Below are 20476 nucleotides of genomic sequence, written 5' to 3'. Positions count from 1 at the left end.
ACATGGATAAGCGTTTAGATGAGGACTGGAAGTTCCCGACCAAAGTCGCGTGGGTGATTTTTATTGCCATGATTTTTGGCAATTTTATGGCGATTTTAGATATTCAAATCGTCGCAAGTTCTCTGAATGAAGTTCAAGCAGGTATGAGTGCCAGTCGCTATGAGGTGACATGGGTTCAAACTGTGTACTTGATTGCTGAAATCATCGCTATTCCGATGTCCAGTATTATTGCGCGGGTGTTATCGACACGAATTTATTACACGATTTGCGCAGTTGGATTTACGATCAGTTCGCTATTGTGTGCGATGGCATGGAACTTAGAAAGTTTATTGGTATTTCGTGCAATTCAAGGCTTTATGGGCGGAGGTATGATTCCGACTTCCATGACCGCTTTATTTATATTATTTCCTGAAGCGAGACGTACTTTGCCACTGGTGCTTTTTGGCATGATCAGTACTTTAGGACCAGCTATTGGGCCGACTGTGGGTGGGTGGCTCACCAATAGTTTCTCATGGCACTGGATGTTTCTGATCAATATTATTCCAGGCATCATTATCGCAACCATTATTTTCTCTGGGCCTGATATTGATCGTGCTGATCATTCTTTGCTGAAAACAATGGACTGGATCGGTCTCATTGCGATGGCAATGTTCTTGGGGGGATTGGAATACTTTTTAGATGAAGGCGCTCGACATGATTGGTTGGTGGATAGTGGAGTGCGCATGGCATTTATTATCTGCATTCTCGGCGGTATTACGTTCTTTTATCGGAGTCTTACTCAAGAAAAACCCTTATTGGATTTGAGTGTTTTTAAGAATAAAAATTTTACCTTAAGTGCAATCATCACCTTTGTTATTGGCATGGCGCTATATGGTTTAGGTTATATGATTCCTGTTTTTCTTGGGCAAGTTCGGGAAATGAACAGTAGTCAAATCGGCCACATTATGATGGTAACAGGCGTTGTTATGTTCTGTTTTGCACCATTCCTTGCATGGTTGATTCCAAATTTTGACACTAGAAAAACGGTCTTTGTCGGCATGATCTTGGCTGGATTTGGTGTTTGGTTAAATTCGCATTTAAGTATCCATAGCGATTATGACTTTATGTTTTGGCCGCAAATCTATCGTGGTATTGGCTTAATGATTTGTTTGATTGTGGTTTCGCATTTAGCCATGAGTACCTTGCCGATGAGTAAAGTTGCCGATGCCAGCGGTATCTATAATCTGATGCGCAATATTGGCGGTGCAGTGGGACTTGCTTTAATCAACTCTTCATTAGATTGGCTTACGGCGATCCATGTCACTGAGCTAAATCAATATATGACGCCTCAGAATTGGATTTTTGTAGAACGACTTGAACAACTCACCGCGCAATATCAAGAAGTGGGTTCAAATGCGCAGCAAATCGCGCTGAGTATTATTTATCGAGATATTCATTATCAAGCACTGACATCAAGTTTTAATGATTTACTGCGTATGCTGTCGATCATTATGTTCATTGCTGCTTTCCTTACATTTTTTATGGATAGGGGGAAGAAAATGAATATGTAAAAAACATATTAGAGGGTGAGTTTTTTAATTAAAAAACTGGAAAGGTGTATCTCTGTATATGCCCTTTAAATAAAAATAATAGTTATATAAGTATCGAGATGTCTTGGGGACAAGAATACTTATGTATAAATTTAAAGGTTAAAACTATGATTAAGACAACATATAAGCTGATTTCTAAATTAAGCAATAAAGAAAGCACTTATGGCCAATATATAGAAAAAGAGAAGATTGATATTGATAAATTGAAAACGATGTATTCAATTTATGAGCAATATTATGAAAACACCAAGTTTTCAGTCTTTGTTGAAGATTTCCAAAAGAAAAGTGGCGCTATATTAATTTTCAACAAAGAAAGTAATGAAATTGTGGGTTTTTCAACGGTCGCTGTACAACATTTCTATTTTGAAGGTAAAGATTACACCGTTATATTTAGTGGTGATACGGTTATTTTAAGAGCATATTGGGGGACTCGCACCCTGCAAAGTACCATGTTCAAACTGATTATGAAGTTAAGAGTTAAATATCCATTTAATGAACTTTATTGGTTATTGATATCTAAAGGTTATAAAACATACTTGTTATTGGCAAATAATTATTATGCATACTATCCAAACATAATGGATGAAAACCAACACTTGTCAGCGGTGGTAGAACATTACTGTGAGAACTTCTTTGGTGAATATTATGACAAAGAAGTCGGCTTATTAAACTTTGGTAATGACTATCAACCATTAAAAGGGGAAGTCGCACCAATTACGGATGAGATGAGAATAAAAAATCCAAAAATTGAGTTTTTTGAGCAACTCAATCCAACTTGGACAGTCGGAACGGAGTTACCGTGTATTGGACGTTTGGCTTGGAAAGATATTGCCCGTTTCCCAGCAAAACTAATCTCGAAGCCGATCAGCAAAGGTCGATGCGATGTAATTGTGACCAAGCACACACGTCAACGAGGAGCCAGCAAATGAGATATCAAGACTGGCTGACCTCTGGATCGCATTTCATTTTAAAACACTGGTGTGATATCGCAGATCAAAAGTTTAAGAAGGGTTTTAATGATCTCGAAGCAACGCAACGTCAAATTTTAAGTGTTATTTTGCAATCATCTACTTTGGCAAAACAGAACGATGTCAAAGATTATGAACAATTTGTCGCATCTTTTCCTGCAACGAGTTATAGCGCATGGCGAGAGGATATTCAACTTTATCGGGAACAGAAATCCTCACTTTCCAGTAGTAAATTGATCCGTTTTCAGCCGACCAGTGGTTCAAGTGAACAGATCAAATTTATCCCTTATACCCAAGCATTTTTGGATGAACTTGACCATGCCATCGCACCTTGGTTAGCGAGTATGTATCGTAAATGTCCGCAATTACAATCGGGCACTCATTATTGGTCAGTTTCATGGTTGCCTGAAAGCCAACGTGAAGTGCTAAAAGATAAAAACTTAAATGATGACAGTGCATTACTCGGTATAGGTAAGCGCATCTTATCCAAGTTTACTCAAGCAGTTCCGAGTAATATCGCCTTTGCAGCAAACGCTGATGATGCCTTATTCGCCACAATCTGTTATTTGGTTGCAAACCGTAATTTAGCCATGATTTCAGTGTGGAGTCCGACTTTTGCTTTGCAATTGCTAGATCGGTTGGAAGCCATGCAACAAGACGTTGCCGAAGTTCTATACAGTGGTTCATGGGGTGCGCGTCAACTTTCTTTGCAACAAGTTGATGCTCCGCATAGTCCAGAAAGTGCTGAACGTTTAATTGATTGCTCCGATGGTGAGCAAATTGATTTTAAAGCCTTATGGCCAAAACTAAGTTTAGTCTCAAGTTGGGATACCGCTGGTTCAAAAGCTTGGGCGGATCAATTGCGACAGAGACTGCCTGCGGTACAGTTTGAAGGCAAAGGTTTGTGGGCAACCGAAGGGGTGGTTACGATTCCTTATGCAGATCATTACCCACTGGCATATCAAAGTCATTTTTATGAATTTGAATATCTAGAAGGCGAAAAACAAGGGCAGATTATCCCTTCTTGGGCATTGAAAATGGGTGATGTTGTTAGTCCAATCATTAGCTCAGGTAATGGTTTATTGCGATATTGTTTGGATGACTGCTTAATTGTGACTGGTTTCTTGGATCAAATACCGTGTTTTGAGTTTCAAGGACGTCGTTTTGGTGTCGATCTTGTGGGGGAAAAGCTAGCTCCTGAAACAGCACAACAGCTTTTATCACATTTAAATCAAACGGATTCTAAAGCGATTTCGTTGCTCGCGATTGATACACAGCAGCATGTTAAACCGTTTTACTGTGTATTGTTTGAAGGAGATATTCATCACACGGTTGATCATGAATATATCGATAATATTTTACGTCGAAACTTTCATTATGAACTTGCTCGAAATCTGGGACAGCTAGATCAACCACAGATTCGACAGGCAGAAAATGGTTGGAATGCCTATAAAAAGTTGGTGATGTTCGATGGCATCATTGAAGGCAATATTAAGCCAGAACCTCTGAAAAAAGTGAGCTTGAATAGTTTGGCTCAGCTATGAAACAAGGAGGATGCAAGGTGCAGCGATTCAAAAAGCGAGTGTTAAAACTTCATTCTTTAGTGTTTGTCAGTGTTTTATTCATATCGGGTGCAGTCAATGGAATGACTTTAGAGCAAGCCTTGAGTGCGAGTTTAAAACATGAAAGCCAACTAGAACTGAGCCGTTTAAGTGTCAATCAGTCCACTGCCATGCTTGAACAAGCAAGACAACGTGATGGTTTAAAAGTAAATTTGGTGGGGCAGTTGGACTATGAAAAAATAGAGACACCGGCAACAGTTTTATTTCCGACAGAGGGAAATAGGCGTGGTCGCAGCTTACAACTACAGATGGACTATCCGATTTACACATCAGGTCGTCATCGTTTGGGTGTAGATGCCGCTCAAAGTCAGCTTTCTGCACAGACCCATGCATTTTCCGATCGACGATCAGAAACGATTTTAAATACAGTGATGGTCTATACCGATGTACTCAAAAAGCAGTCGATTTTAGCACTTAGAAAAAAAACACTAGCGAATCTACAACGCTCGCTTTTTGAATCACAACGACGCTTTGATGTTGGCATGATTACCCGTGCAGATTTGGCTCAAGTCTTGGCGCAGGTCGCGCAAGGACAAGCAGATGTCACTCAAGCGCAATCGAGCCTCAGCATTAGCGAAGCGCAATTTTATCAAGTGACTGGTGTTCGCGCTGATCATTTGGTGCCAATCACTCAAGCACCGAATCTGACAAATAATTTGGATGAGATTTTATCAAAGACTAAAAATCACCCTGCGCTTATCCAAGCTAAATATCAAAAGCAAGCGGCAGAGCAACAATTCGCCTTAACAAAACGTGAGCTTTGGCCAACTGTGATGTTGACCAGTCGCGCTGGGAAACAAGAAGAAGCGAGTTACATTGGTTCTGAAAGTAATAATTATATGGTGGGCGTACAGTTAAATATGCCTTTGTTTGATGATGGTTTAAATCGCGCCAATGTGCGAAAAGCACAAACGGATGTGGATCTCGCCAATCAGAAAATTAGAAGCCTAGAATTGGATCTGAATCAACGTGCGCAAACGACCTATGCACAACTTTTAAGTATCCGTCAAAATAAAAATGCGCTCAAAAATGCAATAGATGCAGCAGAAATCGCGCTGCTATACACACGAAAAGAATTTGAAATAGGCACCAAGACAACCTTTGACTTACTCAATACAGAGCAAAAATTGTTGGATGTTCAAACTCAGAAAATCGTCAATGAACAAGATGAAATCGTATTTATTTATCAGTTATTGGATCAAATGGGCGAGCTAAATCATCTGGTGTCTAATCAATATCCTGAACAGGTGAATCTACAATGAATATAAATCCAGCATTACAACCGCCTGAAAAAAGTCATCTCATTACAAGAGAGGCAACATTAGAAGATGACCAAGCCTTGCGAGCATTGATCGCTGTTCCGATGACAACGAAAGGGGTTCAAATCAGTTTTCAACGTGAGCCGAGTTATTTTAAAGCATCCGATATTTTGTATAAGCATAAATTACATGTGGTGATTGAAGACACTGCGAGCCAGAAAAAAGTGGCTTGTTATAGCAATGGCTATCGTCCGTGTTATGTCAATCGCAGCATACAGAATTTTCGATATGCCAGTGACCTGCGCGTTGATCATCGCTATCGAGGAAAATCATTAGTTAAGGTGCTCGGTGCACATGTAAAAGAAAATATGCATGCGCCTAATTTTAGTCAGATGATTATTTTTGATGATAATCATGCAGCCCGTGCTGCGATACAAGCGCCTAAAACAGGTATGCCTGATTATTATGATGAAGGACTCATTGAGACTTTAACGCTGACAGATTTAGGCCCACGAAGAAAAATTACGACTTTCCTGAATGATTCAAACCCACATCATACGGACATAGCGCAGATTCAATCTTGTATAGCCAAACTAGAACATATACAGGCGATGAATCAGTTTATTGCTGAGATGTCTGTTCACTATAATTTTATCCCTGCTTACAATTTCGAAGAGTTAGCTGAGGGAGATTGCTATTTTTCTGGCATAAAACTATCGGACTTTCTTCTGTATTTTAAGGGTGAAAAACTGGTTGGCATGTTTGGGTTATGGGATCAGCACAGCCTGAAACAAACCAAAATATTACATTACAGTCCAATGATTGGTGTACTCAGACCGATATATAACCTTTACACCAAGTTTAGTAAAAGTATGCCTTTGCCCAAACGTGGCGAAGCAGTGAAATATCATGTATTACATACGTTATTGTGTCACCCAAAAGCTCTGGCTTTGCATCATCAGATGTTAAAAGATGCCTATCATCACTCTAAGCAACTGGGTATTGGTGCTGTTAGTTTTACGCTATCGCATAAAGATCCACGCTTTCAACTGAATCAATTCTATAAAGGAGAACGGTTGACTGGAATGCATGGTTTTATTAGCTTTGAGGGAGATCCGCGTCCTAGCTTTGATCAAAACCTAATTCCATATCTTGAGGTGGGGCGGATTTGACGCTCAATCAAAATGGCTGTGAAATGTTTTATTGAGCAGTCATTTTCTATTTAACATGCTTCAATATGGCGTATTTTTAAGCCATTCCTTTTAAATCCATTAGAAAAACCGACAAAAGTTATCAATTTCATAAAATACTTCTATAATAATGCCCATCATTACGAGTTGCAGTGAGTCGTATGACGACTACGATCAATTGCAACTACGCATTATTAAGTCAATTTTAACGCTATAATTCGGCTTATTTATCAATATTTTCAATCTCTTGTGTTAAAACACATCAGATCAGTTTAGGTGCTAGCATGGAAATCAAGGTTAATTACCTCGACAACCTTCGACAAGAAGCCAAATTCGATGACTTTACCGTAATCGCCGACCAACCGATTCGCTACAAAGGAGATGGTTCAGCACCGGGTCCATTTGATTATTTCTTGGCATCATCAGCATTGTGTGCTGCTTATTTTGTAAAAGTGTATTGTGCCGCGCGTGATATCCCGACTGATAATATTCGTTTATCGCAAAACAACATTGTCGATCCAGAAAACCGCTACAAACAGATTTTTAAAATTCAGGTTGAATTACCTGCTGATATTTCAGAAAAAGACCGTCAAGGTATCTTGCGTTCAATCGACCGTTGTACAGTGAAGAAGGTCATACAAACTGGCCCAGAATTTATTATTGAAGAAGTCGAAAGTATTGATGCCGATGCGCAGGCATTGTTGATGCCAAGCTTAGCATCAGAAAATAGTACCTATATCGCAGGTAAGGATCTGCCATTAGAAGAAACCATTGCCAATATGTCAGCGATCTTGGCTGGTTTAGGCATGAAGATTGAAATTGCGTCATGGCGCAATATCGTGCCGAATGTTTGGTCACTGCATATCCGTGATGCCCAATCTCCAATGTGTTTTACCAACGGTAAAGGCTCAACCAAAGAAAGTGCTTTGGCTTCAGCACTCGGTGAGTTCATTGAACGTTTAAACTGTAACTTCTTCTACAACGATCAATTTTGGGGTGAAGAGATTGCAAACGCTGAGTTTGTACATTACCCAGATGAGAAATGGTTTAAACCAGGTCCAAATGGCGAACTACCAAAAGAAATTTTAGATGAATACTGTCTAGAAGTTTATAACCCTGACGATGAGTTACTGGGGACGCATTTGTATGATACCAACTCAGGTAACACCGAACGTGGTATCTGTTCACTTCCATTTGTGCGTCAATCTGATGGTGAGACAGTCTATTTCCCATCAAATCTAATTGAAAACCTATATCTAAGTAACGGTATGAGCGCGGGGAATACTTTAGAAGAAGCGCAAGTACAATGTTTATCTGAAATCTTTGAACGTGCTGTAAAACGTGAAATCTTAGAAGGGGAAATCACATTACCTGACGTACCTGAAGACGTTTTAGCGAAATATCCAAGCATTGTTGCAGGTATCCAAGGCTTAGAAGAGCAAGGTTTTCCAGTATTGGTTAAAGACGCTTCTTTGGGTGGTCAATTTCCAGTGATGTGTGTCACTTTGATGAACCCACGCACAGGCGGTGTGTTTGCTTCATTTGGTGCGCATCCAAGCTTTGAAGTCGCTTTGGAACGTAGTCTGACTGAGTTATTACAAGGTCGTAGTTTTGAAGGCTTGAATGACTTGCCACAACCAACCTTCCAAAGTGAAGCAGTGACCGAACCAAATAATTTTGTGGAACACTTTATTGATTCAAGTGGTTTAGTCTCTTGGCGTTTCTTTAGTGCCAAATCAGACTATGATTTCGTCGAGTGGGATTTTACCAATGATGGTGAAAACTCAAATGCTGACGAAGCGGCTGAATTATTTGGCATCCTTGAAGAAATGGGCAAAGAAGTCTACATGGCTGTCTATGAGCATCTCGGTGCAACCGCTTGTCGTATTTTAGTACCTGATTATTCAGAAATTTATTTGGTTGAAGATTTGGTTTGGGATAATACCAACAAAGCTTTATTTTTCCGTGAAGATATTTTGAACTTGCATCGCTTGGACGATGAGCAACTTGAAGCATTGCTTGAACGTTTAGAAGAATGTGAATTGGATGATTATACTGAGATCACTACGCTGATTGGGGTTGAATTCGATGACAATACTGTGTGGGGACAGCTCACACTGCTCGAATTAAAATTATTAATCAATCTTGCATTGCAGCAATTTGAAGAAGCCAAAGAACTGGTCGAAACATTCTTGCAATACAATACCAACACCGTTGAGCGTCGTTTGTTCTATCAATGCATGAATGTCGTGCTAGAAGTCATTCTTGATGATGAAATGGAATTGGAAGATTACGACAAGAACTTCCGTCGTATGTTCGGTGATGAACGTATGGATGCTGTAGTGGGTTCTGTCGAAGGCACTGTTCGTTTCTATGGTTTAACGCCGACCAGCACGAAACTAGAAGGGCTCGATCGTCATTTGCGTTTGATTGAAAGCTATAAGAAATTGCATGCTGCTCGTGCGAAATCAGTGATAGTAAGCTAGGAACGTCAATACACGACACTGGACTGCAAGATGATATTCATTGAGCAATCCAGTGTTTTTAAATATCTAGCACATTTGAACAAAAAATTTAAAGAAATAAGAATGATATAAATATTTAGAGTCTGTTGACACTTCAACCATGCATTGCGTTTTTAGCTAAACCCCTTTGATCATTATTTACATCTGCTGGTATTTCCTTATTGAGATAAACAAAAGAAATTTATGAAAGAAGCGTATAGTTTCTAATTATGAATAGAATTCATAATTTTACATTAGAAAAAATCATTTCATGCATATTTAAAATCTTTGTAAGCTCGGAAAATAAGATAGAGATGGTCATCATCTAATAACCGAAGCTATTTATGGATGAATAAATACAAAGATGCGTTTATATATAATCAATAGAGTAGAAAAATGAATCCCTTAGATTTGGCAATTATCGATCCACATATACACCAATGGGACCCTTATCACACACCACATTCAGCCGCGCTATTGGTCAAAACCTTGGGGAAATATCCAGCGCTCATGGATAAGGTGATTCGTCTAGTAAAGCCCAAGCCATTATTAGATACGCTAGGAAAGACTGAACACATCTTAAATCCTTATTTACCCATACATTACCGTCAAGACTTAGGCGGTTTGAATGTAGAGAGTGTGGTGCATGTCGAAGCCAATTGGCATCATCATAAAGGGTTTGGCGTTGTTGAAGAAACGAGCTGGTTAAGCCATTTAGATTTCTCAAGGCATGATTTAAAACTTGCTGCAATCGTTGCCACGGCAGATCCAAGTCACCGCAAATTCTCCGATATTCTAAAAGCTCATCGTGATGCAAGTCCTTTGTTTAGAGGAATCCGAAAGATGTCTTCTTGGCATGAAGATGACGGCATCTATCGCTGGTCTAAAACACCTCATTTATATCAGTCTAAAAAATTCTTAAAAGGATTTGAGCAACTCGCCAAAATGAATCTGTCCTTTGATGCTTGGGGCTATTCAACTCAATTAAATGAGATCACTGCCTTGGCCAAGCAATTTCCAGAAACACGCATTGTCGTGGATCATCTTGCAACACCTGTTGGTTTGTTTGGTGCAGTAGGGAAGAAGACAGGGAAAACTGCTGCGCAACGTGATGCAATATTTCAGCAATGGCAAAACGACCTAAGTGCTTTAGCGGAGCAGCCGAATGTGCATGCAAAAATATCAGGGCTTATGATGCCAATATTGGGACATACATTTTATAAAGAAAATCGGACGGCAACTGTTGCTGAAATGGTTCAATTATTAGCACCATTGATACAGCATGCGATCCATGTCTTTGGTGCAGGTCGAATCATGTTCGCTTCGAATTATCCAATGGACAAACCTAATGCACGTTTAACAGACTTAATACAGGCTTACATCAAAATGATTGAGCCTTATGGTTCTGAAGCTTTGCAAGCGATTTTTAGACAAAACGCGATCCATTTTTATCAATTAGACATCAACTAAACAAAGAGCCATGCTATGAAAAATTTTAATCAAAAAGTTGCCGCGATTACAGGTGCGGGTTCTGGAATCGGTCAACAACTCGCTATCTTATTGGCACAACAAGGTACACATTTAGCCCTGAGTGATGTCAACGAGCAAGGCTTAGCTGAAACATTGGAGCTTGTTAAATCTTATCCGATCAAAGTGACACTCACGACTTTGAATGTTGTTGACCGTGCTGCTGTAGAGGATTGGGCTGCGAATACCGCTCAAGAACATGGAAAAATTAACCTCATTTTTAATAATGCAGGCGTGGCATTGGCAAGCACGGTTGAAGGAATGAGTTATGAGGAAATGGAGTGGGTATTTGATATTAATTTTTGGGGTGTAGTACATGGTACCAAAGCATTTTTACCTTATTTAAAGCAAAGTGATGAAGGGCATATTATCAACATTTCTAGTCTATTTGGTTTAACAGCACAACCTACGCAAAGTGCATACAATGCGACTAAATTTGCAGTGCGTGGTTTTACGGAATCACTTCGTCAAGAGCTTGACTTACAAGCTAACGGCGTAAGTGCAACCTGCGTTCATCCAGGGGGAATACGCACCAATATCGCAAATAGTGCACGCATGAGTGATAGTATTCGGGCCTTAGGACTAAATCCTGCAAAAGCCAGTAAAGCCTTTAACAAGGTACTCAAAACGCCACCTGAAGAAGCAGCAAAAGTAATTTTAAATGCGGTTAAAAAAGATCAGCGCCGAGTTTTAATTGGCAATGATGCCAAAATTTTAGATCTAATTCAGCGTGTAGCACCATCACATTATGCGCAAGCATTGAATTTGTTCACCAAAAAGAAAAAGTAAGATTTGAGTTCATCTTTTATTTGATTCACAAAGCTCTAAAGTGAAATGTAATATAGGGCTTTGTGAATCAATGGTTTATGTTAAATATTGAATGTTAAATTCTCTAAAAAACATTCCCAAAGCCAACATAGCCATCATGACAGATAGCGTTCTTAATAAAATGGTTTGTACTTTTATATCACTCAGTACTTTCTTTAGATTCCATGAGAAAAAGACATAAAGTCCGCCAATGATGGCAAGCGTGAAGATGGTAATAGACACTAAAAACCAGCTTTGCTTTTGCAATGACTGCGCACCGAAGATAGCAGGTACAATCGCAAGATAAAATGAAATAGTTTTAGGATTACTCAAAGTAATTAACAGCCCATCTTTATAGGAAAAAAGCGTGTTTTTGAGATTTGCAGGTGCTTCATTTTCCAAAAGATTACCGTTAAAAAACCAAAACTTATAAGACAAATAAAGTAGGTATGAACTTGATAGTAGGATCAAATAAAAAGCCAAATGTGGACTGAAATGATGAAGTGAAGAAAAAAGAAAAATTGAAACCAATAAAAAAGTGATATCTCCCGTGATGAGACCACACAGCATCATCAATCCATTTTTATATCCCTGCACTAAAGTTTTAAACATAAGACCGGTCATGCCCGGTCCGGGGAGTATCGCTGCTAAGGCCAAAGTTAAAACATAGGTCATTGTTTGTGTGAGATGTTCCATGCCAATTAAAACCAAATGAAATCGGATCTCTATTTTTTAATAAATACACAGGTAAATTTGATCTATATATTCTAGTAAATATCAAAAATAGGGTATAAATAACCCTATATTTAACTTTTATAGAAACATTATGCCTAATTTAAAAATTGATAAAACTGATGCAAGAATTTTAGAGTTGTTGCAAAAAGACTCAAGAACCACAAATGCTGATTTATCAGAACAGTTAGGTCTTTCAACCTCGCCCTGTTGGCGAAGAGTCAAACATTTAGAAGACACCAACGTCATCAAAGGATACGGCGTTTTACTTGATCGCAAAAAACTTGGCTTAGGTGTGATGGTGTTTGTCCGTGTATCGATTGATAGTCATAGCGAAAGAGAGGCAAAGAAATTTGAAGAAGAAGTCACTGCTTTAGATTATGTCGTTGCATGTTATAGCATTGGCGGTGATGCTGACTTTTTGTTGCAAGTCGTTTCACCAGATCTCGATACCTATGCTGAATTTTCAATGACGACCATTCGAAGATTACCCGGAATCAAAGAAATGCAAAGTATGTTTGTCCTGAAAGAAATAAAGCCCTTTTTATGTTTTCCAGTAAAAGCCCAAAAATAAACACTAGCGTACTGATTTTGACTGATCACAGTGCATATAAAATAAAAATGCCTTGTTTTAAGCCAAAAAAGTATGACGAAATATCAAAATCGTATTACTAAATTGGCACGCCATTTGCTTCATTAATTCCATCATGAAGTGATCTAGGGTTCCGATAGACGACTGCTCAAAGTTGGCTATGACTGAGACCGAGAGTTCACGGTTCGCAAGAACTACACGGAGGGATAAAAGCCCGGGAGGTTGGACTTAAACCTTAAAAGAGGTCATGCGAATGAGCGAATATCATAACAACCAGATCCTTTGGACTGAAAAACTACCGGGTGGTCATCATTGGTCTGGACGAGTTCAGAAAGGGACCGTTCTTCAGTTTAAAGCTCTGGCTTCAAACGCCAATTTTTCACTGTTTTGTGTGAATGCTGAAGATAAACTCGAACGTTACAACATGCCAGACACCTTAAAAGGGCAACACACTGCATTTTTAACGACGGGCAATGTTTTATATTCAGATTTAGGGCGTGTCATGGCATCGATCGTTAAAGATGACCATGGTTGGAATGATACGTTCTGTGGGGCGAGTCGTCCTGAGCAAATCAGCAAACAGTTTGGTCAACGTCGTTTTCAAGATGCACGAAATGAAATGTACCAAAACGGTGTAGATGGCTTATTGGTAGAGATGGCGAAATTTTCACTGTCACAAACTGATTTAAGTGCAACCGTAAACCTTTTCTCAAAAGTGAGCCCCAATGATCAAGGTGCTCTAAGCTATACCCAATCAGACAATACCAGCCAAATCATTGAATTACGTTTTGAAATGGATTGTTTGGTTTTTCTTTCTGCTGCTCCCCATGGTTTAGACAACAGTTCGCTCTATCAACCAAGCGATATTCAATTGTCTTTATATAAAGCCAATCCTTTAGCTAACCACGATATTTGTCGTGATGCCTGTGCACAAAATCAGCGTGCTTTTCAAAACAACGCACGTTACTACGCATTAAGTTCAGCATATTAAGCTATAGGAGAAGCATCATGACGGTCTTACATACTTTTGAAAAAGCTACATTAAATGAAGTGTGTCCTGCGGGTGAAGCATGGATGTGCGAAGTCAAAAAAGGGCAATACTTTCGGATTATCGATTTAGAGGGCAATCAAGCTGTTGATACATTATTTATCTCAGCAGAAAATCCTGAAGAGCGTTATAGCGCTACAGATACGCTTGCCATGAATCAATATATCTATTTAGAAAAAGGTACATCTTTATACAGTAACTTTGGACGGCTAATTGCAGTCATTCATGATGATAACTGCGGTCGTCACGATACGTTGGGTGGCGCATGTTCTTGCGAAAGTAATACTGTGCGCTATGCACATGAAACTTATCCTATGCATAGTTGCCGTAACAATTTCATGTATGCCTTAGCTAAACATCCCATCGCGAAAAAGCACAATTTGAATGTGCGCCACATTGGTCCAAATATCAATTTCTTTATGAATGTTCCAGTTACATCTGATGGACATTTGAAATTTGATGATGGTATTTCTGCACCGGGTAAATTTGTCGAGATCAAAGCAGAAATGGATTTAATCGTGCTGATCTCTAATTGCCCGCAACTGAATAATCCATGTAATGCCTATAACCCAACACCGATCCAATTAGTGATTCGTGATGGTGAGGAGGCTTAGTCTATGTTTGATAAAGTTTTAATCGCCAATCGTGGTGCGATAGCATGTCGTGTTATTCGAACACTAAAAAAATTAGGTATTCAATCGGTTACTGTCTACTCTGAGGCCGACCGAGATTCATTGCATGTGACCTTAGCAGATGAAGCGATTTATATCGGTGATGCACCTGCGAGTCAGAGTTACCTCAACGTTGACAAAATTTTAGAAGTCGCCAAACAAACAGGTGCAAATGCCATTCATCCGGGTTATGGTTTTCTATCTGAAAATGCTGAATTTTGTGATTTGTGTGAATCACAAGGAATTGCATTTATCGGCCCAAACTCAGCTCAAATGCGTGCATTTGGTTTGAAACATACCGCTCGAGAACTTGCAATCGAAGCAAATGTGCCACTATTGCCGGGTAGCCAACTTTTAGCTGATGAAGCAGAGGCATTGCTTGAAGCCGAGCGCATTGGTTATCCTGTGATGCTAAAAAGTACTGCAGGCGGTGGTGGTATCGGCATGCGCTTGGTATGGAGTGCTGAAGAGCTTAAAGATGCTTTCGCAACAGTTTCTTATCTTGCGCAGGCAAACTTTAAAGATGCAGGACTGTATTTAGAGAAATTCGTACAGAATGCTCGCCACATCGAGGTGCAAATATTTGGTGATGGTCAAGGACAAGTTTTAGCGCTAGGTGAGCGGGATTGTTCTGTTCAACGTCGCAATCAAAAAGTCATCGAAGAAACGCCAGCACCACATTTAAATGATCAACAACGTTCATATATTCAGACTGTTGCGATTCAACTTATGCAATCCGTGAATTATCGTTCAGCGGGTACTGTTGAATTTGTGATGGATACGGACACACAAGACTTTTACTTTTTGGAAGTTAATACCCGTCTACAAGTTGAACATGGTGTCACAGAACAAGTATACGGCGTGGATCTAGTGGAATGGATGGTCACACTTGCAAGTGGCGACTGGACAGCACCAACGCAATCTTTGACATCAGAAGGACATTCGATACAAGTTCGTTTGTATGCTGAAGACCCGATCAAAAACTTTCAACCCAGTGCAGGTTTGCTGACCTTTGTCGAATTTGATGATCAAGCACGTAATGAAACATGGGTAGAAACTGGCTCAACTGTTTCCTCATTTTACGATCCTATGATTGCCAAAATTATTGTCACGGCAAATGATCGCGATGCGGCTATTCAAGCAATGAATCATAGCTTAGCTAAAACTCAGGTGGCAGGTATCGAAACCAATCTTGAATATTTACAGAATATTATTGATTGTGAAGTGTTTAAAGCGGGTACTCAAACCACTCGTTTCCTCAATACTTTTGAATGGAAAACTCAAAAAATCGAGGTATTGCAAGCTGGTATTCAAACTTCCATACAAGATGTTACTGGGCGTTTAGGTTATTGGGATGTGGGTGTACCACCATCAGGAGCGATTGACCCTTTATCTCTCAATGTTGCAAATCAACTGCTTGGTAATGCATCTAATAGTGCAGGTTTAGAATGTACCTTGCATGGACCTACTTTAAAGTTTCACTGTGATAGTCAAATCGTTCTTACTGGTGGTGACATGCCATCAACCTTGGATGGTGAGCACCTTCCAATGTGGCAAACGGTGAATGTCAAGAAAGGGCAAATTCTTAAATGTGGCAAAATCATCACAGGATGTAGAACTTATATTGGCATCGAAGGTGGTTTGAATGTTCCCAAATACTTGGGTTCACAAGCGACTTTTACCTTAGGTCAATTTGGTGGTCATGCAGGACGTAATTTGTTAATTGGTGATATGTTACCCATCACGTCTTTTAGTTCAGATCAACAAACAGGTTTGAATGCGGAACAAGCCCCGACATTCTCAAACAGTTGGGAAATTGCGGTGATGTATGGTCCGCATGGTGCGCCTGATTTTTTCACAAAACAAGATATTGATGCCTTCTTTGAGCATTCCTTTGAGGTTCATTTCAATTCAAGCCGTACAGGAATTCGGTTGATCGGACCAAAGCCTGAATGGGCGCGTGAAGATGGCGGCGAAGCAGGTTTACATCCTTCCAATATTCATGACAATGCCTACGCTATTGGAGCAATCGACTTTACTGGAGACATGCCGATCATTTTAGGTCCTGATGGTCCGAGCCTTGGTGGTTTTGTTTGCCCAGCGGTCGTTGTTCATTCTGAACTTTGGAAATTAGGTCAATTAAAAGCAGGAGACAAAGTTAAATTTGTTCCTATTCGATATGAACAAGCAACCCAATTAAATCAAACATATCATCATATGCTCAGTACAGAGCATCTCAATACTGTGCAATTCGGTCAAAGCTTTTATGCTGAGTTTGATAGTTTAAATGATGCTGTATTAGATCGTTTAGATGGTCAAGAACATACGCCAAATGTAGTGTATCGCCCCGCTGGTAATAACTACATGTTGGTTGAGTATGGCGAATTGGTTTTAGACCTGAATTTGCGATTCCGCATACATGCATTAATGCAGTGGGTTAAAGATCAAAACATCATAGGTATCATTGATCTAACACCGGGAATACGCTCACTTCAAATTCATTATGACTCGCTCAAACTGGATCAACAGAATTTATTGAACCTACTCAAACAAGCCGAAACAGAATTGCCTGATGTGACTGAAATGCAAGTTCCTTCACGTACTGTGTATTTACCTTTGGCTTGGGAAGATTCACAAACGCAATTAGCAACTGATCGTTATATGCAAACGGTGCGTCCTGATGCACCATGGTGTCCAGACAATATAGAATTTATCCGTCGCATTAATGGTCTGAAAGATAAACAAGCTGTAAAAGACGTGGTGTATAACGCAAATTATTTGGTGATGGGCTTAGGTGATGTATATCTCGGTGCACCAGTTGCGACACCGCTTGATCCACGTCAACGACTCGTAACGACCAAATATAATCCTGCTCGAACTTGGACACCTGAAAATGCTGTCGGAATCGGCGGTGCTTATATGTGTGTCTATGGGATGGAAGGACCAGGTGGCTATCAGTTTGTGGGTAGAACGACGCAAATGTGGTCTCGCTATCGTAGAAATGCAGACTTTGAGCAAGGTAAACCGTGGTTATTACGCTTCTTTGATCAGATTAAATTCTATGAAGTTTCTGAAACTGAACTCATGCAAATGCGTGAGGATTTTAAGGCAGGTCGACTCAAACTTAGAATTGAGGAAGGTATTTTAAACCTCAAAGAATATAATCAATTCTTATCAGACAATGCTGAAACCATTTCAAGTTTTAAAGCGACTCAACAAGCTAACTTTGATGCTGAACGTCGTCGTTGGCATGAGGCTGGTCTAGCAGAATATGTCTCAGAGAGTTTAGATGCTGTTGATGAGGGTGAAACGGTCATCATTCCTGATGGTGGTTGTGCCGTTGAATCACATATGCCGGGTTCGATTTGGAAAATTGAATGTCAATCTGGGGATATTGTTGAGGAAGGAGCAACGCTTGCGGTCATCGAGGCTATGAAAATCGAAATTCCGATAGTTGCGCCCGAACGCATGAAAGTTGAAAGGATTACGATCGAAAAAGGACAAACTGTTAAAACAGGGCAGGTATTGTTTACGTTGGCACCTGTGGCTTAATGAGATTGAAATAAAAAAGACCGCTTAAGCGGTCTTTTTTAATTTAAGAATTACATTTTTGAATGTGTTTACATTCGACGGCTTTTTTTCTTAAATGCTCTTGTTCCCCACAAAATAAGAGTTGACCCAACCAGAATAAAATATAGCCACATTTTGATGCACATCTAAACCCCAATGGTGCAAATTGGTACATTTTTTAGGCACTTTAAAACGGGAAAATTATCCTCATTCGTGCTTCCTTTAGCTAAGTGTCTTATTTATCTTTTATTCTGACCGAATCCATACTATCTGATATTTTGGCATGCTTTATGCTTTTATTTATATACAACATAAATAGAGGAGAACAATAAACTTGATCACTAAATCACACACATCGGTTCATTCCAACATGTATAAAAAGAATAACCAGTACATGAGCAGTAACAATGGAATAAACTGATGAAATACTCTGCTTTCAAGCAAGCCCCATCTCAACGTAGTGGGGCTTTTTTATTATTTAATTTAAGTTTATTCAACAAATCTCAATCACTATAAATTGGCACATATTCTGCATCTCAATAGAAGTAATACAAAAACTAATTTTAGTAATACCTTTGTAGGAGCTGCGATATGAGTGAAGCCAAAACCAACACTGTAGAAAAACACCCTATTAAGAAATTCTTAGTCGATTTATTCAGTGCAAGAGCAGGTCTGTATTTCAAACAAAATCACCAAGTAAGCAAGGTAAAGGGATAAGACTGTGGCCAAGCAAAAGTTAGCTCGAATCAGTATTACCGTGCCCGAAACAACATTGAATGCACTTGATCAAAAAATCGTAGATCAACACTACGAAAGCCGTTCACAAGCGATCTTGGACATGATTAATCGGCATTTAATCGATGATCTAGCTAAAAACGATGAAGTGATGGTTGGCACATTGACATTGTTATATGACGTGAGTTTAAAACCACTGCGAACGCAACTTGTTGATTTGCAGCAACAATACTTAGCTCAGGTGATCAGTTCATTACATATTCAATTGGATGATGACAAGGTTCTACAAGTCATGTTGATGCAAGGTGCCAGTAGTGATTTGAAAGCCATCAGTCAGCAGTTCATTGCATTAAAAGGGGTGATTAAAGGGCATTTGGAATTGATGGATGCCGTCATGCCACCAATCGCACAAAACACTTAGGCACATAAACATTCGTAAAGACGAAAAGTTCTAAATATCAGAGCACAATAGGAGCAAGCATAAGATGATCAAAAAAACACTGATTTCAGCATCTGTGCTGACAGCGATTTTTTTAGGGGGCTGTGACAACACAGCAAAAATTCCAGAGTCTAAAGCAAAAACTGAAGGTACTACCAACACAAAACCAATCACGATTGGATATAGTGATTGGCCGGGTTGGGTGGCATGGCAGGTGGCAATTGAAAAAGGTTGGTTCAAAGAAGCGGGGTTAAATGTCGAATTCAAATGGTTCGATTATTCCGCATCAATCAATGCATTTTCTGCCAATCAACTCGATGCCGTTTCTGTATCTAATGGTGATAACTTGGTGATCGCGTCAGGAGGCACCAAAGGCATCATGATTTTGGCAACCGATTATTCCGCAGGAAATGATGTCATTATTGCCAAAAATGGAATTAATAATATTGCTGATTTAAAAGGTAAAAAAATAGCAGTTGAGAAAGGACTAGTTGATCATCACTTACTTAATACGGCTTTAGATGATGCCAAAGTGGCGAATAGTGAGGTCACTTTAGTCAATGCTATGACGAATGAGTTACCTCAAGTGTTTGCAAGTCCTGATGTGTCAGCAATTGCAGTTTGGCAACCTGTAGCCAATCAAGCTTTGAAAGCGGTTGCAGGTTCTAAAATCATCTATTCATCCAAAGATAAGCCCGGACTGATTTATGATACTTTGACCGTCAATATGACGCACCTTGCTGCGAATAAAGAAGATTGGAAAAAAATCATTCAGGTGTGGGATAAAACTGTTAAATATATCAATGATCCTGCAACACGAGACGATGCTGTAGCGATTATGGCAAAACGCGTGGGTTTAGATGCTGCTCAATATGCCCAATTTATTGATGGAACTCACTTACTTGATCTCGAAGCAAATAAGAAGGTATTTACGAAAGCTGATGGTTTTGATTCTATCTATGGCTCAAGTTATCACGTCAACGAATTTAATTTTAAAAATGGTGTTTACGCCACTAAAGTGGATGTTGATGGCGTGATCTTTCCAACGCTTGTTGAAGAAATCAAATAATTTCTAAAGTGATCACGGCAATCCTTTATACATTTGATCAATCATTAAACCTTAAAAATCTCCCTGAAAATAGGGAGATTTTTATACATTCATACATGTGAAAAATGATACTTCGATATAAAAAAGCCCACTCTTAATAAGTGGGCTTTGAATT

Annotated in this window: 16 protein-coding genes; 15 read left to right on the top strand and 1 reads right to left on the bottom strand. The window is 39.4% G+C overall.

Translation table 11 applies throughout. From position 1 onward, the window contains the following. Positions 1-2 precede the first annotated feature (2 nt). From F991_RS10555 to F991_RS10520, 8 genes are all read left to right on the top strand, one after another. Complete coding sequence (locus F991_RS10555; protein ID WP_004671212.1) at positions 3-1550, top strand: DHA2 family efflux MFS transporter permease subunit; 1548 nt, start codon at positions 3-5, stop codon at positions 1548-1550. A gap of 146 nt (positions 1551-1696) precedes the next feature. Then, positions 1697-2518, top strand: coding sequence for a hypothetical protein (locus tag F991_RS10550; RefSeq protein ID WP_004671210.1), 822 nt, complete (start codon positions 1697-1699; stop codon positions 2516-2518). Further along, positions 2515-4101, top strand: a complete 1587-nt coding sequence (locus tag F991_RS10545; RefSeq protein ID WP_004671208.1) for a GH3 family acyl-acid amido synthetase — start codon at positions 2515-2517, stop codon at positions 4099-4101. Before F991_RS10550 ends, F991_RS10545 begins: the two co-directional genes overlap by 4 nt. After that, positions 4098-5441 (top strand): TolC family protein, encoded by a 1344-nt coding sequence (locus F991_RS10540; RefSeq protein WP_034595541.1) that lies wholly within the window; start codon positions 4098-4100, stop codon positions 5439-5441. Before F991_RS10545 ends, F991_RS10540 begins: the two co-directional genes overlap by 4 nt. Continuing rightward, positions 5438-6610, top strand: coding sequence for a hypothetical protein (locus F991_RS10535; RefSeq protein ID WP_004671204.1), 1173 nt, complete (start codon positions 5438-5440; stop codon positions 6608-6610). Before F991_RS10540 ends, F991_RS10535 begins: the two co-directional genes overlap by 4 nt. Positions 6611-6912: 302 nt before the next feature. Next, the gene (locus F991_RS10530; protein ID WP_004671202.1) at positions 6913-9114 is read left to right on the top strand and encodes an OsmC domain/YcaO domain-containing protein; all 2202 of its coding nucleotides are present in this window, start codon (positions 6913-6915) and stop codon (positions 9112-9114) included. A 414-nt stretch (positions 9115-9528) separates the two neighbouring features. Then, entirely contained in the window at positions 9529-10602 is a 1074-nt protein-coding gene (locus F991_RS10525) for an amidohydrolase family protein (RefSeq protein ID WP_004671199.1), read from the top strand. A gap of 15 nt (positions 10603-10617) precedes the next feature. Then, entirely contained in the window at positions 10618-11448 is an 831-nt protein-coding gene (locus F991_RS10520) for an SDR family NAD(P)-dependent oxidoreductase (RefSeq protein ID WP_004671197.1), read from the top strand. A gap of 75 nt (positions 11449-11523) precedes the next feature. On the opposite strand, the gene F991_RS10515 is transcribed toward F991_RS10520, so the two are convergent. After that, positions 11524-12162 (bottom strand): LysE family translocator, encoded by a 639-nt coding sequence (locus F991_RS10515; RefSeq protein ID WP_004671195.1) that lies wholly within the window; start codon positions 12160-12162, stop codon positions 11524-11526. Between the two features lie 130 nt (positions 12163-12292). Between F991_RS10515 and F991_RS10510 the strand changes: the two genes are divergently transcribed. The 7 genes from F991_RS10510 to F991_RS10485 all read left to right on the top strand — a co-directional run bounded on the left by F991_RS10510 (position 12293) and on the right by F991_RS10485 (position 20322). After that, on the top strand, positions 12293-12772 hold the full coding sequence (locus F991_RS10510; RefSeq protein WP_004671193.1) for an Lrp/AsnC family transcriptional regulator: 480 nt from the start codon (positions 12293-12295) through the stop codon (positions 12770-12772). A gap of 265 nt (positions 12773-13037) precedes the next feature. Next, positions 13038-13781, top strand: a complete 744-nt coding sequence (locus F991_RS10505) for an urea amidolyase associated protein UAAP1 (protein WP_228127771.1) — start codon at positions 13038-13040, stop codon at positions 13779-13781. A gap of 17 nt (positions 13782-13798) precedes the next feature. Then, positions 13799-14452, top strand: coding sequence for an urea amidolyase associated protein UAAP2 (locus F991_RS10500; RefSeq protein WP_004671189.1), 654 nt, complete (start codon positions 13799-13801; stop codon positions 14450-14452). 3 nt (positions 14453-14455) lie between these two features. After that, complete coding sequence (gene uca, locus F991_RS10495) at positions 14456-18061, top strand: urea carboxylase (protein ID WP_004671187.1); 3606 nt, start codon at positions 14456-14458, stop codon at positions 18059-18061. 609 nt (positions 18062-18670) lie between these two features. Next, entirely contained in the window at positions 18671-18796 is a 126-nt protein-coding gene (locus F991_RS17900) for a hypothetical protein (RefSeq protein WP_004639188.1), read from the top strand. A gap of 4 nt (positions 18797-18800) precedes the next feature. Beyond that, entirely contained in the window at positions 18801-19235 is a 435-nt protein-coding gene (locus F991_RS10490; protein WP_004671184.1) for a CopG family ribbon-helix-helix protein, read from the top strand. A 64-nt stretch (positions 19236-19299) separates the two neighbouring features. Next, positions 19300-20322, top strand: coding sequence for an ABC transporter substrate-binding protein (locus tag F991_RS10485; protein WP_004671183.1), 1023 nt, complete (start codon positions 19300-19302; stop codon positions 20320-20322). The last annotated feature ends 154 nt before the right edge of the window (positions 20323-20476 follow it).

Source organism: Acinetobacter sp. CIP-A165, assembly GCF_000367985.1.
Lineage (GTDB): Bacteria > Pseudomonadota > Gammaproteobacteria > Pseudomonadales > Moraxellaceae > Acinetobacter.
This window is presented reverse-complemented; position numbering and strand designations above follow the sequence as displayed.

What these genes read in the sequence shown, in the direction of transcription:
- F991_RS10555 (WP_004671212.1), top strand. Translation starts at nt 3, where the DNA reads ATGGATAAGCGTTTAGATGAGGACTGGAAGTTCCCGACCAAAGTCGCG.
- F991_RS10550 (WP_004671210.1), top strand. Translation starts at nt 1,697, where the DNA reads ATGATTAAGACAACATATAAGCTGATTTCTAAATTAAGCAATAAAGAA.
- F991_RS10545 (WP_004671208.1), top strand. Translation starts at nt 2,515, where the DNA reads ATGAGATATCAAGACTGGCTGACCTCTGGATCGCATTTCATTTTAAAA.
- F991_RS10540 (WP_034595541.1), top strand. Translation starts at nt 4,098, where the DNA reads ATGAAACAAGGAGGATGCAAGGTGCAGCGATTCAAAAAGCGAGTGTTA.
- F991_RS10535 (WP_004671204.1), top strand. Translation starts at nt 5,438, where the DNA reads ATGAATATAAATCCAGCATTACAACCGCCTGAAAAAAGTCATCTCATT.
- F991_RS10530 (WP_004671202.1), top strand. Translation starts at nt 6,913, where the DNA reads ATGGAAATCAAGGTTAATTACCTCGACAACCTTCGACAAGAAGCCAAA.
- F991_RS10525 (WP_004671199.1), top strand. Translation starts at nt 9,529, where the DNA reads ATGAATCCCTTAGATTTGGCAATTATCGATCCACATATACACCAATGG.
- F991_RS10520 (WP_004671197.1), top strand. Translation starts at nt 10,618, where the DNA reads ATGAAAAATTTTAATCAAAAAGTTGCCGCGATTACAGGTGCGGGTTCT.
- F991_RS10515 (WP_004671195.1), bottom strand. Translation starts at nt 12,162, where the DNA reads ATGGAACATCTCACACAAACAATGACCTATGTTTTAACTTTGGCCTTA.
- F991_RS10510 (WP_004671193.1), top strand. Translation starts at nt 12,293, where the DNA reads ATGCCTAATTTAAAAATTGATAAAACTGATGCAAGAATTTTAGAGTTG.
- F991_RS10505 (WP_228127771.1), top strand. Translation starts at nt 13,038, where the DNA reads ATGCGAATGAGCGAATATCATAACAACCAGATCCTTTGGACTGAAAAA.
- F991_RS10500 (WP_004671189.1), top strand. Translation starts at nt 13,799, where the DNA reads ATGACGGTCTTACATACTTTTGAAAAAGCTACATTAAATGAAGTGTGT.
- uca (WP_004671187.1), top strand. Translation starts at nt 14,456, where the DNA reads ATGTTTGATAAAGTTTTAATCGCCAATCGTGGTGCGATAGCATGTCGT.
- F991_RS17900 (WP_004639188.1), top strand. Translation starts at nt 18,671, where the DNA reads ATGAGTGAAGCCAAAACCAACACTGTAGAAAAACACCCTATTAAGAAA.
- F991_RS10485 (WP_004671183.1), top strand. Translation starts at nt 19,300, where the DNA reads ATGATCAAAAAAACACTGATTTCAGCATCTGTGCTGACAGCGATTTTT.